The organism is Winogradskyella sp. SYSU M77433 (assembly GCF_029911945.1).
GTDB lineage: Bacteria > Bacteroidota > Bacteroidia > Flavobacteriales > Flavobacteriaceae > Winogradskyella.
Window position 1 is genome coordinate 302,731 of sequence record NZ_JARYTG010000003.1, and the last position, 14,272, is coordinate 317,002.

Sequence of the window (14,272 nt, forward strand, 5' to 3'; positions counted from 1 at the left end):
TTGATACAAAATTCTTCCAGAATTCCACTCGAAGTGACGGTAACCTAATAATAAAACAATAGTATATATAGATTGAAAGCCTTACGTCAGTTCGAGTGATTTCGAATGGCTGCTGAGCCTGTCGAAGTAGCATGAGAAATTGTATCGAGAACCATATTATAAGCAAACCAACTATAAACAATTGTTAATAAAAATCACCAAGGCTTCTGTGCTTTTGATGATTTCCTTTTTTACAGAACTCGTATTTTTGAGAGTAACCAAATTTCTCCAAAGATGCGTATAGAACACGATGTAAAACTTGGCTTTAAAGATGTAATGTTTCGTCCCAAACGTTCTACCCTAAAAAGTAGATCTGAAGTCACTTTAGAACGCGATTTCACCTTTTTAAACAGTAAAGCTGAATGGCAAGGCGTCCCAATTATGGCTGCCAATATGGATACCACAGGCACTTTTGAAATCGCTAAAGTACTTGCCGACCATAAACTCTTTACAGCCATACACAAACACTATACGCCAGAGCAATGGCACGCATTTTTAAGCAATGCTCCAACCAATATTACAGACTTTATTGCCATAAGTACTGGTACAGGACAAGATGATGCCAATAAACTAAAAACCGTTTTTAACCAACATCCTGAATTAAAATTCATCTGTATTGATGTCGCCAATGGTTACTCTGAGCATTTTGTAGAATTTGTAAACAAAACCCGTAATCTTTACCCTAACAAAACCATTATTGCTGGTAATGTGGTGACAGGCGAAATGGTAGAACAACTCCTACTCTCTGGTGCCGATATTGTAAAAGTAGGCATTGGTCCTGGTAGCGTTTGTACGACACGTGTAAAAACCGGAGTGGGTTATCCGCAGCTCTCTGCCATTATAGAATGTGCCGATGCAGCTCACGGTTTGGGAGGCCAAATTATTAGCGATGGTGGTTGCACCACACCTGGTGATGTTTCCAAGGCTTTTGGTGCTGGTGCCGATTTTGTAATGTTAGGTGGCATGTTTGCTGGCCATACCGAAAGTGGTGGCGAACTTATAGAACGTAACGGAGAACGCTACAAACAATTTTATGGTATGAGCTCTGCCACTGCTATGGATAAATATGTTGGTGGAGTTGCCGAATACAGAGCCAGTGAAGGCAAAACTGTAGAAGTGCCTTACAAAGGTGATGTTAAAGATACCTTACAAGATATTTTGGGAGGCATACGTAGCACTTGTACCTATGTTGGTGCGGCACGTTTAAAAGAACTCACCAAACGCACTACTTTTATACGTGTCGCGGAACAGGAAAATCAGGTATATAATAGGTAGGTTTTGGTATTACGCTTATCGTGTTTTTATATGGAAAGTAGCAACTTTTTCGGTTTTGTTTTTTCAGTTAGTAAAATAGTGTTTTTGTAGAAAACGAAAATTCATTTAACCATGTACCGCTGTAATTGCATGTATACATTGTTGTCATCTAGCTTTCTAAGTATCGGGATTAAGTACTTCCTTCGAAACAAAGGTCAATTTTGAATTTGCTTTGGACTTACGCTTATCTTTATGCACAATTTTAAAACCAATACAATTTGCTTCGGTTATATTGATGTGATTGTCAGTAATGTTGGCAATTTCAAATATAAATTTCACTTCATCTCCACGATTAAAATCTTTAATTCTAACAGAGTATTCGTTTTCTTTTGGAAGTCTTTTGCTAAAAGTATCTGTGCCGACTTTAGATTTATTAGTATGTTTTAAAATAATTGCACCTACATCAAACTCGAATATTACCCTAAAGTCTTTTTGGTCTGAATTTGTAGTATTTTTTAGTAGAAATTCTTTGGTGTAGATATTTTGGTGTGTAGTACCATCATCATTTGTTATTGGTAGTTTAGACATAATGTCTTCATCTATACAATAACAATGCATTTTTTGAATTCGGTTGTTGTAACGATTATAAAATATTGTTCCAAAAGTACCTCCTAAACCTCCTAATATAATTCCAAGTATTGTTTCTCCCATATTAGTTAAAACTTATATTAGTAACATTTCCAGCATAGTCTACACTGTACGTTCCGAAACGAACACTAATACCAACTTGCTTACATAATTGGTCTGCTTTGACTTTTAAATTTAATGGGACAAGAATATAAAATGATGCCTGAATATTCGTCGCATACTTTTTCCATTGATTTGTCGCCTCATAAAGATTAATACTATCAGCAGTTTCAACCTCAATTATAAATTTCACTGTAGTTTTACCCTTAACGGTCATCACAATATCAGGATATAAATCACCGATACCAGCATTTTTTTGTGATGATGGATTTGTGTAAATATCGTAGTCTGTAGTATTTAAAAATCTACGTGCACTATTTATCACATTATCGTGAAGGTTTTGATTATGATAATTTCTGTTAGTCATTTAATAAAAGTAATAAAATTTTCAAAGCTTGATGGCAACGTCAAGATATAGTTCCATTTCAATCAACTAAAAGCATAATGCTAAAATATAATTTTCTGACAATAAACACTATACGTAACTTTACGTAGTTTCCTTAAAACTTCTTGTATTTTTGTGTTTTAAACCAAAACCAAGCCGTTGAAACTTACAAAAGAATCTCTTAAAGAATTTTTAGATACTAAAGTCGTACTCTATAACAACCCAAAATTTATTGAGAGCGATCCTATACAAGTACCGCATCAGTTTTCAAAAAAAGAGGATATAGAAATTGCTGGGTTTTTGGCAGCTACTATTGCTTGGGGCAATCGTAAAAGTATTATCAATAATGCCAACAAAATGGTGACGTTGTTAGACCACTCCCCTTTTGAGTTTGTGACACAGCACCAAGATAGCGACTTAGAAAAGCTATTGCCTTTTGTACATAGAACCTTTAATGGTGAAGATTTTATTCAGTTTGTAAAAAGCTTACAGCACATTTATCTGAAGCATCAAGGTTTAGAAGCTGTTTTTGCAAAATATGCTACAGCAGACTCGCTACAGCAAAGCATTCATCATTTTAAAGAATTGTTTTTTGAGTTACCGCATATAGAACGCACCAAAAAGCATGTGAGTGATCCGCTTAAAAATTCGGCAGCCAAGCGTATCAACATGTATCTACGTTGGATGGTTCGTAATGATCATAATGGTGTAGATTTTGGCATTTGGAAGTCATTGCGTTCAGCGCAATTGAGTTGTCCTTTGGATGTGCATTCAGGTAATGTAGCACGAAAACTAGGCTTATTAAAACGAAAACAAAACGATGCTAAAGCTTTAGCAGAACTCGATGCGTCCTTAAGACGGTTAGACCCAACCGATCCTGTGAAATATGATTTTGCGTTGTTTGGGTTGGGAGTTTTTGAGGAGTTTTAATTTATAGTGCCAAACCTCGTCGTAATGTGTCATGCTGAATTTATTTCAGCATCTAAAACACACAATTTCACACACCAACACTAATTAGATTGAAACAAGTTCGGAATGACAAAGTTGTTACAAGCATTACAAAAGACAAAAAGGCTTCCAAATTGGAAACCTTTTTATTTTATAAACTTTAAATAAGATCCTAAAACGACACTTCGACAAGCTCAGCGTGACAATTCAGGATGCTTATACAATATTAATTAACCTTTCAACCAAGCTTCTCTCGTTGCGATTTGTTCAGCTGTAGCGTTTTCATCTTCAGTTAAACCTTCACTCATAGCTGTTGGCTGAGTCAGTTTTGCTTCAATTTTAATTGCCTCACCATTTCTTTCTAATTCCATAGTGATATCCTGACCAGCTTGCCATCCGAACATACTACCAATAACCATTTGTGCATTCTGCAAGGTCAATTCTTGTCCGTTAACTTTCTTAATCACGTCACCAGCTTGAACTCCTTGAGATTTCCAGAATGAGTTCTTTAATGCCATTTCTGAGAAGAAAATAGACCCTTTTTCTTGGTCTGCATCAAAAATGATATTTTGTCCACCAGCAAAAATAAAATTCGTTGGTACTTCTACTTCACCTGTTGTTAAACCAACCATAGTAAAGAATTCAGTGTAATCAATTGGTACATCACCTTCTACATGTGTTTTTAAGAATTCACCAACACTTGGGTAAGTCATTTTAGTGATTTCAGCAATGATGGTATCATCATCAAAAGGTTTGTCCTTTCCATATTTCGCTGAAAGTTCCTTCATTAATGATAACATACTTCTTGTACCATTACTTTCTTTTCGCATTAAAATATCAATACACATACCGATTAATGCTCCTTTTTGGTACACGTTGTAGTAATTAGAGGCATAAGGCTCTTCCAACACGTTTTCACTCATAATAGTGAAACTCATAGCGTCGTCCATACGCTTCGAAATGTTGATTTTTTCTAACATAGTGTTATAGAACGTTTCACTATCCACTAAACCTTCATACACTTGGAAGTGCTGTGCAAAATATTCCGTTACACCTTCATACATCCATAAATGCTTAGAAAATGTTGGTTTGTTATAATCGAAATAATGTACATCTTCAGAATGCACAGATAAAGGAGTTACAATATGAAAAAACTCATGTGCTACAACATCTACAATAGACGCTGCTAAGCCTTCTTTAGTTGAAGACTCTGGTAATACCACAACCGTAGATGTATGGTGTTCTAAAGCTCCCATACCTTTAGGAGAAGTTTCCGTACCTTCTGATAAATACAAGTAAATATCGTAACGTGGAGTACTGTTTACATCTCCTAAATACGCCTTTTGAGCTTGCATCATTTTAAAAACAGTCTCTTTTTGGCTGGCTGCTGTATGTACACCGTTTGGTGAATACACACTCAACACAATTTTGATATCACCTACCATAAATTCTTCAACATCCAATTTACCGTACATCATTGGGTTGTCTGTAATATCGAAATAACGTTGTGCAAAATAGCTGCTAGTGATAGATTTTCCATCTGCACTAGACTTCATACCTTTATTTTCTAAAGCAGAAGTTCTAACAAATGTTGCCGGAGCCGTTACATCTAAAGCGTATTGGTTATTCTTTAAAGAATCGAAATAACCAATAAATCCGTGAAGATTCAATACATAGTTATCTTCTTCAATATTTGTTCCTGCTGGTGAAAATGGTTGTTCACCACCAATACCACCATTAGATTCTATATCAAAGGTATCATTAACGTAATAGGTAATTTTATCTAATTTCTTAGCTTCTGCAATAGTCCAAGTGTTATCATCAACTTTAGTAACTTCCAATTCATTACCATCATAATCCAAAGCTTTTAGATCATCTACATACTTTCCAAAATCACTAACAGAGTAAGTACCTTGTACCACACGAGGTAATCTATAGGTTACGGTTTCTGTAGTAAAACGACCAGGATTAATAGTCACAGGAACTCTATCATTATCTACTGCTGTTAAATCTAAAGCTGTTACAATTGGGTTGTTAACTGCTAAATCATCTACAGTTGGCTTTGCTGAACCACAACCAACTAAAATGATACTTAAGCCAAGAATGGCTAAATAATTCTTCATGTTTTAAATTTTAGTTTTTTTACTAGATCGGCAAATCTACAATCTGTTACTATTTTAAACCTAAAGGTTTTGTTAAATTCGCACAATGGCAAAACCTTTAGTAAGCATTTTTGTTCCCTTTAAGAACACTTCGGCATTCTTACCCGAATGTATCAATTCAATATTAGCTCAAAACTACACCAATTGGGAGGCTATCTTTGTAGATGATGGTTCTGAAGATGACTCCTATAAAACCGTGAAACAATTTTCTGAAAAAGATGAGCGAATTCAACTTTATAAAAATGAAGGCTCTGGAATTATTGAAGCTTTAAGAATGGCTTTTAGACTCAGTTCTGGCCACTATGTAACACGAATGGACAGTGATGATATTATGACTCCAGACCGTTTGGAGGTAATGCTGAACAGCTTATTAAAACATGGCAAAAAACACCTTGCTGTTGGACAAGTAAAATATTTTAGAACAGATGGTGTTAGTGATGGTTACGCGCGCTACGAGCGTTGGATTAATCAACTCACTGAAACTGGAAGCAATTATTCTGAAATCTATAAAGAATGTGTCATTCCTTCGCCTTGTTGGTTACTTCATAGAGATGATTTTACAGCTTGTGAAAGTTTTGAACCCAATCGCTATCCTGAAGATTACGATTTAACTTTTCGGTTTTACAGAGCCAATTATAAGTGCATTCCTTGTGATAAAGTCTTGTTGCATTGGCGCGATTACAGCACCAGAACGTCTAGAACACATGAGCATTACGCCCAAAACTATTTTCTGGATATAAAGACACATTATTTTCTTGAATTAGATTATGACAAGTCTAGACCACTCACAATTTGGGGAGCTGGAGCTAAAGGAAAAACCGTTGCTAAACTTTTGCTAAAAAACAAAGTCCCGTTTTACTGGATTTGCAATAATCCTAAAAAAATTGGGAAACACATCTACGACCAAGAGCTTTTAAATTTTGATTACCTAACCCAACTCAAACAACCTCAAAGTATTGTTACTGTTGCCAATGAAGATGCGCAACGCGAGATTAGAGCCTATTTTAAAAAGCAGAATATGCTGTCTATGACGGATTACTTCTTTTTCTGTTAAATTTCTCAAAAGCAAAATGCTGTTATCGCTTTGCATTTTCTATATTTGAGCTAACTAAAAGCAGGATTCAGTTTTGTTGTCACATTGAGCGCAGTCGAAATGCTTAATGTATTTTATTCTCTAAGTTTTCGACTGCGCTCAAACTGATATTATTTTGCTTTTATAGACAATAAAAATAATTCGAATTACAGGAATGCAGTTTAAACACCCAGAATTACTTTACGCTTTATTTTTACTGATAATTCCTATTCTTATTCACCTTTTTCAACTGCGTCGTTTTCAAAAAGTTGAATTTACCAATGTAAAATTTCTAAAAGCTGTAAAACTTCAAACCCGAAAAAGTTCACAGTTAAAAAAATGGTTGACGCTTTTAACGAGAATGTTGCTTTTAGCATGTGCTATTATCGCTTTTGCGCAGCCTTTTATTCCTAACACAGAAGATTTTAATGATACCCAAGAAACGGTCATTTATTTAGACAATTCCTTTAGCATGCAAGCTCAAGGCAGTAATGGCTCACTACTCAACGAAGCAATTCAGGATATCATCAACACCTTTCCTGAAGATGAAAAAATAAGTTTGTTCACTAATGAAGCTACTTACAGAAATACCTCTGTAAAAGCTTTAAAGAAAGACTTAATTGAACTGAGCTACTCACCAACACAACTCAATTATGAGGCGGCTTATTTAAAAGGAAAACAACTCTTTTCTAATAATGGTTCGGCAACCAAGAATTTACTGATGGTCTCGGATTTTCAGCAAAAAGACAATCCTTTGAATTTTGAAAATGATAGTCTAGTCAATCTGAATTTGGTACAACCAAAATCTAATTTAGTATCAAACATAAGTATTGACAGTGCCTATATTTCCAAAACCACTCCTGAAACTTTAGATATTACTACTGTGCTTTCTAACCCGTTTGAACCTGAAGATAATGTAACCGTATCTTTATTTAATGGTGACGACTTATTAGCTAAAAGTGCAGTTAGTATTGAAGATAAAGCTAAAACAGTTTTTACTATTCCCAACACTTCTGTAAACGGAAAAATTGTAATTGATGACGCTAGTTTACAGTACGACAATACGTTCTATTTCAACATCAATGAAAAGCCAAAAATTAAGGTTTTGAGTATTAACGGAAATGCCGAAGATGCATTTCTAAAACGTATCTACACTGATGATGAATTTGAGTTTAAAAGCTTCAAATTAGAAAGCCTGAATTTTAATGTAATTCCAGATCAAAATTTTATCATTCTTAATGAGATTGATAATATATCTAACGCACTTATTTCTGCTTTAAACAGTTTTAAAAGCAACGGAGGTCATATTTTAATTATCCCTTCAAAAGAAGTTAATTTAAATTCTTACAATCAAACATTTGCAAATTCATTAATTTCAAATTATTCTTCTATTTCAAATAACGAAAAACGAATTACAAGTATTAATTATGACCATCCGCTTTTAGCAAACGCATTCTATTCTAAAGTGACGAATTTTCAATATCCTAAAGTTGGAATGTCTTATGTTTTTGCTTCGAAATCTAACAGTGTATTAGCGTATGAAGATGGAGCTTCTTTTTTAATGGGAAATGATAATATGTATGCATTTTCTTCACCATTAAATTCTGATAATTCTAACTTTAAAAACTCACAACTTATAGTACCTGTTTTATACAATATGGGACTTCAGAGTTTACAACTTTCAAAACTGTACTACACCATAGGAGATAGAAATACTATAGCGGTTAATGTTTCTCTTGGACAAGATGATATTTTAACCTTATCAAATACTGAGAATTCTATAATTCCATTACAAAAAACCTATAGTAAATCTGTTGCTATTGAAACTGGTGATTTTCCTGAAACAGCAGGAATTTATGATGTAAAAAACAAAGAAGTTCTGCTTGAGCATTTGAGCTTTAATTACAACAGAAAAGAAAGCAAATTGTTTTATAACGATTTATCGGATATTGAGAATGTTAACTCCGATTCTAGCTTAGCCAATACCATAAACACAATAAAAAGTAGCTCAAATGTTAATGCGCTATGGAAATGGTTTGTTATTTTTGCATTAGCATTTTTAATTATTGAAATGCTTATTCTAAAATATCTTAAATGAACGCACTCATAAAATCTGCAACCATCGTTGATTCTAAAAGTGATTTTCACAATGAAACGGTTGATATTTTAATTGAAAGAGGTCGTATTACAAAGATTTCGAAACGCATATCTAATCCCAACAATTACAAAGAAATAAAGCTAGACAATCTGCATGTGTCGCAAGGTTGGTTTGATAGCAGTGTCTCTTTTGGCGAACCTGGATTTGAAGATAGAGAAACTATAGATAACGGTTTAAAAACAGCTGCTTACGCTGGATTTACATCTGTTGCACTCAATGCAAACTCTAACCCTATTATAGACAGTTTTGCAGACATTACTTTTGTAGCTGCGAAAGCACGAAATAACGCTGTAAGTCTTTATCCTATCGGAGCTTTAACACAAGCTAGTAATAGCACAGATTTAGCAGAGCTTTATGATATGAATAATGCTGGAGCGGTTGCGTTTTACGATTATCAAAAACCAGTATCTAATCCTAACCTTATGAAAATTGCCATGCAATATGCTAGCAATTTTGATGGTTTAGTTATGTCATTTCCTCAAGAATCTAAGATTTCTGGACTAGGTGTTGTTAACGAACACATCAACAGTACAAAGTTAGGACTGAAAGGCAATCCTGCTTTAGCGGAAGAACTACAAGTTGCTAGAGATTTATTCTTATTAGAATATACGGAAGGAAAACTTCATATTCCAACAATCTCAACAGCAAAATCTGTAGAATTAATAAGAGAAGCTAAAGCTAAAAAGTTAGACGTCACTTGTAGTGTTGCTATTCATAATTTAGTACTTACCGATGATAATCTAGATGGTTTTGACACCAGATATAAAGTTCTGCCACCATTGCGTACACAAAATGATTGCGAGGCTTTAATTGAAGGCTTAAAAGATGGCACTATTGATATGGTGACTTCAGACCATAACCCTATTGATATTGAACATAAAAAAGTAGAGTTTGATCATGCTAAGTATGGTACTATTGGTTTAGAATCTGCATTTGGTGCATTACAAACTGTATTTACTACCAAAAAAAGCATCGCGCTTTTAACACAAGGAAAGTCAAGATTTGGCATTACTGAAACTACTATCAGTGAAGGTGAAGAAGCTAATTTGAGCTTGTTTAATCCTGATGCTAAATATCAATTTAGTAAAGCTGATATTACATCCAAGTCTAAAAATTCAGCTTTCTTAGGCATGCAACTTACTGGAGAAACCTATGGTATAATTGCAAATAACAAAATCGTTCTTAAATAATGAATGACAACTCTGTTAAAGAAGGTAAAACCTACGGAATCATTGCATATTTAACCTTAATTGGTGTTTTAATTGCGTTTTTTACAAATCAAGATAAAAGAAATACATTTATCTCTTTTCATATAAGACAAGGGCTTGGACTATGGCTTTTGTTTATGTGCATGGGCTATATTGTTGGCTATTTTAACAACTGGAATATTACACTTTCTTGGTGGATTTTCTTTTCTGTTCTTTTAGTATATGGAATTGCAGGAGCTGTTTCTGGTAAAATGAATAAAATCCCTATTCTCGGTAACCTTTTTCAGAATGTATTTAAATCGATAGGTCAATAATTATGGCTAATTTACACTATATCACAAGACCATCTAGCTTAAAGGAAAATGCACCACTTTTAATAATGTGTCATGGTTATGGAAGCGATGAAAACGATTTGTTTTCATTTGCTACAGAATTACCTGAAGAGCTTTTTATTATATCACTGAGAGCTCCTTACGCTATGCAACCCTATGGAAACGCTTGGTATGCTATAAATTTTGATGCTGAAAAAGGAAAATGGAGCGATAACGAACAAGCTAAACAATCTGTAGATTTAATCTCAGAATTTATTGATTATGCTTGTGAAACTTATCCTGTAAATTCAAAAAATGTAACACTCTTAGGCTTTAGTCAAGGCACAATTTTGAGCTATGCCGTGGCTTTAAATTATCCTGAAAAAGTGAAGAATGTTGTGGCGCTTAGTGGCTATGTTAATGACGATATACTTCCAAATAGTATTGATGAAAAAGATGTAGCTCATCTTAGCTTCTTTTGCTCTCATGGTTCAGTAGACCAAGTTATTCCTATAGATTGGGCAAGAAAAGCACCTGAATTTTTAAAAGCTCTGAATATTGATTATAAATATTCAGAATATCCTGTCGGACATGGTGTAGCACCACAAAACTTCTATGACTTTAGAAATTGGTTAGAAAAACGGGGTTAACCCACAACTTTAGGATACAAAAAATATTCAACCAGTTTATATTTAAGGTCATTATTTTCATCTATGCTATAGGTCACAAAAATTTCACCCCAAAATTCACCATCTGTAAAATTGGCAATAATCCATTTATGATTTAAAACCCTGACTTTATTAATCAATAGTTTAGAGTCCGTCATAGATACATAAGGCACTATTGGGTGTTCTTCCCCTTCATAATCGTTCATAGCATATAATCCATCAATAATTGCAGGAATCAACTGATCCGTATCATAGCCTTGTGCTTCAAAATAAGTTAGAGCATCTTCATTTCTATCGATATTAAAATAATTTAGCTCAAAATTTTGCTCTTGTAGTTCAGCAATTTCCTTTTCATTATCAGTTATTTTAGATTTAAATATCTTTATATCTTTTTCATACTTATCGATAATGTTTTTTGAATTCACATATTGAAAAACAATCAATAAAACCGAAAAAATAAATAAATACATAAAAATTCTACTCTTCATATCTATAGGGTAATTTGTAAATTATCGTATGCTAAAAAAACGTTTTCTGGTAGCTTTTGTTGTACCTCATCATGAAATCCCATTAAGTGACTAATATGAGTTAAATAGGCTCTTTTTGGATTTACACGCTTTATAAACGCTAAAGCTTCTTCTAAATTAAAATGTGACATGTGAGGTTCTTCACGTAAGGCATTAACCACTAAAACCTCGACACCTTTCAGTTTTAAAATTTCATCATCAGGTACAGTTTTCATATCTGTTAAATACGCAAAATCCTTAAATCTAAACCCAAAAACCTGAAGTTTATGATGCAGTCCATCTATAGGAACTACTTCAAGATTTCCTAATAAGAATGGTTCATTTTTGATTTCCTCTTGAATAACACTTGGTACACCTGGATATTTATCTTCAGTAGTAAAAATATAATCAAAACGCTTTTTCAAAGCTTCAAAAACACGTTTGTGCGCGTACAACGAAATATCTCCTTGCCTGAAGAAAAATGGCCTTATATCATCTAGTCCCATGGTATGATCTGCATGCTCGTGCGTAAAAACAATACCATCTATTTTAGACACATTTGCCCTTAACATTTGTTGTCTAAAATCTGGTCCGCAATCCACCACATAAGTATAGTCGTCCCACTCAACCAAAACAGAAACACGTAACCTTTTATCTTTTGGATTATCACTTAAACATACAGGATGAGTACTTCCTATAATAGGAATTCCTTGCGATGTACCAGTACCCAAAAATGTAATCTTCAACACTGTTAAGTTTGAAACAAAAATAAACTTATTTTTTTGTTTGCAATAGTAAATTGATACCTTTGCGAAAACGATGTAAACCCAAGGTCTATGAAGGACATAACGTATAAAGGTGATTACGAAATAGAAAATATTCCATCGCTAAAAGATAAAGCACTTCGTATAAATCTTAACGCAGATATTTACGGTACTTTTTCCGAGATTGGTGCAGGACAGGAAACTGTTCGACATTTCTTTAGAGCAGGTGGTGCTTCTGGTACTATCGCCAAAGCTATGTCTGCCTACGATAAGGATTTTAGTGACGCCATTTATGGTATTGAAGATGATAAACGCTATGTAACAGAAGCACGACTTCGTAAGATGCTGAATCACGAAGTTAACCTCATGGAAAAGCGTATTTCCAAAGATCAAAATCCAAATAAGATTTTCTTTTCTTATGCCAACACAGTAGCAACTATCGACTTTGCTAAAAAATACAAAGGTCATGGTTGGGTTGGTATTAAATTTCAAGTTGAGCCAGAAGGCGAATACAGTGAAATTGTGATTCATATACGTTTTAAAGAAAACGATGCACGCTTACAACAGGAAACGCTTGGTAAATTAGGAACCAACCTAATTTATGGTGCTTTCTATAAATATAATCAGCCTCGCAAATTATTACGCTACTTATACGATCACTTAGAAAAAGACCAATTAGAAATTGATACAATTAACTTCTCTGGTCCTGTTTTTAAGAATGTAGATAACCGTTTAATGAGTTTACAACTTGTTAAAAATGGTATGACAGATGCCGTAATGTTTGCGCCTGATGGAAATAATGTACTTCCAGCTAGAGTACTCTACAAAAAGAACATCTTAGCATTGAGAGGTAGTTTTAGGCCTGTTACAAAAGTAAACGTTGATATGTTTGAGAGATCATATGAAATGTTTATTAAAGAAAATAAGGTTGATAAAGAGAAAACTCAAGTTATTTTTGAGGTTACATTATCTAACCTAAGAGCAGAAGGAAAAATTGATGAGCAAGATTTTATGGATCGTGCGCGTTTATTGTGCTCACTTGGTCACACGGTACTTATTTCCAACTTCCAAGAGTATTACAAACTTGTTGAATACTTCTCTCAATATTCTAAAAATAGAATGGGATTAGCTATGGGTGTAAACAACTTGGTAGATATTTTTGATGAGAAATATTACCGTCATCTTAGTGGTGGTATTCTTGAAGCCTTTGGTAAATTATTCTACAAAGATCTTAGAGTTTACTTATACCCAATGGAAAATGAAGATGGTAGCTTAACTACAAGTGAAAACCTTAAAGTTCACCCACGTATGAAGGAGCTTTATAAGTTCTTTAAATACAATGGTAAAGTTGTTGATATTACCGATTTTGATGCTTCTAACCTATCCGTATTCTCCAGAAAAGTTCTTAAAATGATTGTGAACAATGAACCTGGTTGGGAAAGTATGTTACCAACAGGTATTGCAAAACTAATTAAAGAACAGAGTCTATTTGGCTGGGAATCTGAAGAAGTGATGCACAAGTAATTCAAAAAAAATTGAAATTATAAAAAGAAAAAGCGACTTAAATAAGTCGCTTTTTTTTATGATTAATCAGTTAAAATCTGATCTGTATGCGCTTTAGTCTTTACTTTGGTAATAACATCCTCTATAACACCATTTTCATCGATAACAAATGTTGTTCTGTGAATACCATCATACTCACGTCCCATAAACTTCTTTGGTCCCCAAACCCCAAAAGCATTAATTACTTCTTTGTCCTCATCTGCCAATAACGGATACTGAAAACTATACTTATTCTTAAAATTAGTTTGTCGCTTAGCACTGTCTGCACTGACTCCTAAAATCTCATAACCTTTTGCTTTAAAACGCTCATAATTATCATTAAGATTACAAGCTTCCGCAGTGCAACCCGGAGTACTTGCTTTTGGATAAAAGAAAACCACTAATTTTTTGCCTTTATAATCTGTTAATGAGACTGTATTTCCTTTTTCATCTTTTGCTGTAAAATCTGGTGCTTTATCACCTACTTTTAAATGCGTCATAATGCTTA

The 14,272-nt window shown here is 33.9% G+C and carries 14 protein-coding genes; 8 read left to right on the top strand and 6 right to left on the bottom strand.

Going from position 1 to position 14,272, the window contains the following annotated elements:
• Nucleotides 1-273: 273 nt before the first annotated feature.
• The gene (locus QGM60_RS07430; protein ID WP_281139607.1) at nt 274-1,314 is read left to right on the top strand and encodes a GMP reductase; all 1,041 of its coding nucleotides are present in this window, start codon (nt 274-276) and stop codon (nt 1,312-1,314) included.
• A gap of 156 nt (nt 1,315-1,470) precedes the next feature.
• Here the strand turns inward: QGM60_RS07430 and QGM60_RS07435 are convergent, their stop codons facing one another.
• Both QGM60_RS07435 and QGM60_RS07440 read right to left on the bottom strand, forming a co-directional pair.
• Nucleotides 1,471-2,004, bottom strand: coding sequence for a hypothetical protein (locus QGM60_RS07435; protein ID WP_281139608.1), 534 nt, complete (start codon nt 2,002-2,004; stop codon nt 1,471-1,473).
• A 1-nt stretch (nt 2,005) separates the two neighbouring features.
• Nucleotides 2,006-2,407 carry a hypothetical protein gene (locus QGM60_RS07440; RefSeq protein WP_281139609.1) on the bottom strand — a complete coding sequence of 134 codons (402 nt, stop codon included), beginning with the start codon at nt 2,405-2,407 and terminating at the stop codon, nt 2,006-2,008.
• A 177-nt stretch (nt 2,408-2,584) separates the two neighbouring features.
• On the opposite strand from QGM60_RS07440, the gene QGM60_RS07445 reads away from it, so the two are divergent.
• Complete coding sequence (locus QGM60_RS07445) at nt 2,585-3,355, top strand: TIGR02757 family protein (RefSeq protein ID WP_281139610.1); 771 nt, start codon at nt 2,585-2,587, stop codon at nt 3,353-3,355.
• A 248-nt stretch (nt 3,356-3,603) separates the two neighbouring features.
• Here the strand turns inward: QGM60_RS07445 and QGM60_RS07450 are convergent, their stop codons facing one another.
• The gene (locus QGM60_RS07450) at nt 3,604-5,496 is read right to left on the bottom strand and encodes a peptidase M61 (RefSeq protein WP_281139611.1); all 1,893 of its coding nucleotides are present in this window, start codon (nt 5,494-5,496) and stop codon (nt 3,604-3,606) included.
• A gap of 85 nt (nt 5,497-5,581) precedes the next feature.
• On the opposite strand from QGM60_RS07450, the gene QGM60_RS07455 reads away from it, so the two are divergent.
• The 5 genes from QGM60_RS07455 to QGM60_RS07475 all read left to right on the top strand — a co-directional run bounded on the left by QGM60_RS07455 (nt 5,582) and on the right by QGM60_RS07475 (nt 10,934).
• Nucleotides 5,582-6,589, top strand: a complete 1,008-nt coding sequence (locus QGM60_RS07455) for a glycosyltransferase family 2 protein (RefSeq protein ID WP_281139612.1) — start codon at nt 5,582-5,584, stop codon at nt 6,587-6,589.
• Nucleotides 6,590-6,782: 193 nt separating this feature from the next.
• Entirely contained in the window at nt 6,783-8,705 is a 1,923-nt protein-coding gene (locus QGM60_RS07460) for a BatA domain-containing protein (RefSeq protein WP_281139613.1), read from the top strand.
• Nucleotides 8,702-9,955 carry a dihydroorotase gene (locus QGM60_RS07465; protein ID WP_281139614.1) on the top strand — a complete coding sequence of 418 codons (1,254 nt, stop codon included), beginning with the start codon at nt 8,702-8,704 and terminating at the stop codon, nt 9,953-9,955. The genes QGM60_RS07460 and QGM60_RS07465 overlap by 4 nt, the downstream gene beginning before the upstream one ends.
• The gene (locus tag QGM60_RS07470) at nt 9,955-10,287 is read left to right on the top strand and encodes a hypothetical protein (RefSeq protein WP_281139615.1); all 333 of its coding nucleotides are present in this window, start codon (nt 9,955-9,957) and stop codon (nt 10,285-10,287) included. The genes QGM60_RS07465 and QGM60_RS07470 overlap by 1 nt, the downstream gene beginning before the upstream one ends.
• 2 nt (nt 10,288-10,289) lie before the next feature.
• The gene (locus QGM60_RS07475) at nt 10,290-10,934 is read left to right on the top strand and encodes an alpha/beta fold hydrolase (protein ID WP_281139616.1); all 645 of its coding nucleotides are present in this window, start codon (nt 10,290-10,292) and stop codon (nt 10,932-10,934) included.
• On the opposite strand, the gene QGM60_RS07480 is transcribed toward QGM60_RS07475, so the two are convergent.
• Both QGM60_RS07480 and QGM60_RS07485 read right to left on the bottom strand, forming a co-directional pair.
• The gene (locus tag QGM60_RS07480) at nt 10,931-11,440 is read right to left on the bottom strand and encodes a hydrolase (protein WP_281139617.1); all 510 of its coding nucleotides are present in this window, start codon (nt 11,438-11,440) and stop codon (nt 10,931-10,933) included. The two genes, QGM60_RS07475 and QGM60_RS07480, sit on opposite strands and share 4 nt — an antisense overlap.
• A gap of 2 nt (nt 11,441-11,442) precedes the next feature.
• A complete protein-coding gene (locus tag QGM60_RS07485; protein ID WP_281139618.1) occupies nt 11,443-12,204 on the bottom strand; it encodes an MBL fold metallo-hydrolase in 762 nt (253 codons plus the stop codon).
• Nucleotides 12,205-12,294: 90 nt separating this feature from the next.
• On the opposite strand from QGM60_RS07485, the gene QGM60_RS07490 reads away from it, so the two are divergent.
• On the top strand, nt 12,295-13,746 hold the full coding sequence (locus tag QGM60_RS07490) for a TonB-dependent receptor (RefSeq protein ID WP_281139619.1): 1,452 nt from the start codon (nt 12,295-12,297) through the stop codon (nt 13,744-13,746).
• A 62-nt stretch (nt 13,747-13,808) separates the two neighbouring features.
• Here the strand turns inward: QGM60_RS07490 and bcp are convergent, their stop codons facing one another.
• Nucleotides 13,809-14,264, bottom strand: a complete 456-nt coding sequence (bcp, locus tag QGM60_RS07495) for a thioredoxin-dependent thiol peroxidase (RefSeq protein WP_281139620.1) — start codon at nt 14,262-14,264, stop codon at nt 13,809-13,811.
• Between the last annotated feature and the right edge of the window lie 8 nt (nt 14,265-14,272).

Excerpts from the sequence above, each read along its gene's own strand:
- QGM60_RS07455 (WP_281139612.1), top strand. The coding sequence starts at position 5,582 with ATGGCAAAACCTTTAGTAAGCATTTTTGTTCCCTTTAAGAACACTTCG.
- QGM60_RS07460 (WP_281139613.1), top strand. The coding sequence starts at position 6,783 with ATGCAGTTTAAACACCCAGAATTACTTTACGCTTTATTTTTACTGATA.
- QGM60_RS07435 (WP_281139608.1), bottom strand. The coding sequence starts at position 2,004 with ATGGGAGAAACAATACTTGGAATTATATTAGGAGGTTTAGGAGGTACT.
- QGM60_RS07475 (WP_281139616.1), top strand. The coding sequence starts at position 10,290 with ATGGCTAATTTACACTATATCACAAGACCATCTAGCTTAAAGGAAAAT.
- QGM60_RS07440 (WP_281139609.1), bottom strand. The coding sequence starts at position 2,407 with ATGACTAACAGAAATTATCATAATCAAAACCTTCACGATAATGTGATA.
- QGM60_RS07470 (WP_281139615.1), top strand. The coding sequence starts at position 9,955 with ATGAATGACAACTCTGTTAAAGAAGGTAAAACCTACGGAATCATTGCA.
- QGM60_RS07480 (WP_281139617.1), bottom strand. The coding sequence starts at position 11,440 with ATGAAGAGTAGAATTTTTATGTATTTATTTATTTTTTCGGTTTTATTG.
- QGM60_RS07465 (WP_281139614.1), top strand. The coding sequence starts at position 8,702 with ATGAACGCACTCATAAAATCTGCAACCATCGTTGATTCTAAAAGTGAT.
- QGM60_RS07450 (WP_281139611.1), bottom strand. The coding sequence starts at position 5,496 with ATGAAGAATTATTTAGCCATTCTTGGCTTAAGTATCATTTTAGTTGGT.
- QGM60_RS07490 (WP_281139619.1), top strand. The coding sequence starts at position 12,295 with ATGAAGGACATAACGTATAAAGGTGATTACGAAATAGAAAATATTCCA.
- bcp (WP_281139620.1), bottom strand. The coding sequence starts at position 14,264 with ATGACGCATTTAAAAGTAGGTGATAAAGCACCAGATTTTACAGCAAAA.
- QGM60_RS07430 (WP_281139607.1), top strand. The coding sequence starts at position 274 with ATGCGTATAGAACACGATGTAAAACTTGGCTTTAAAGATGTAATGTTT.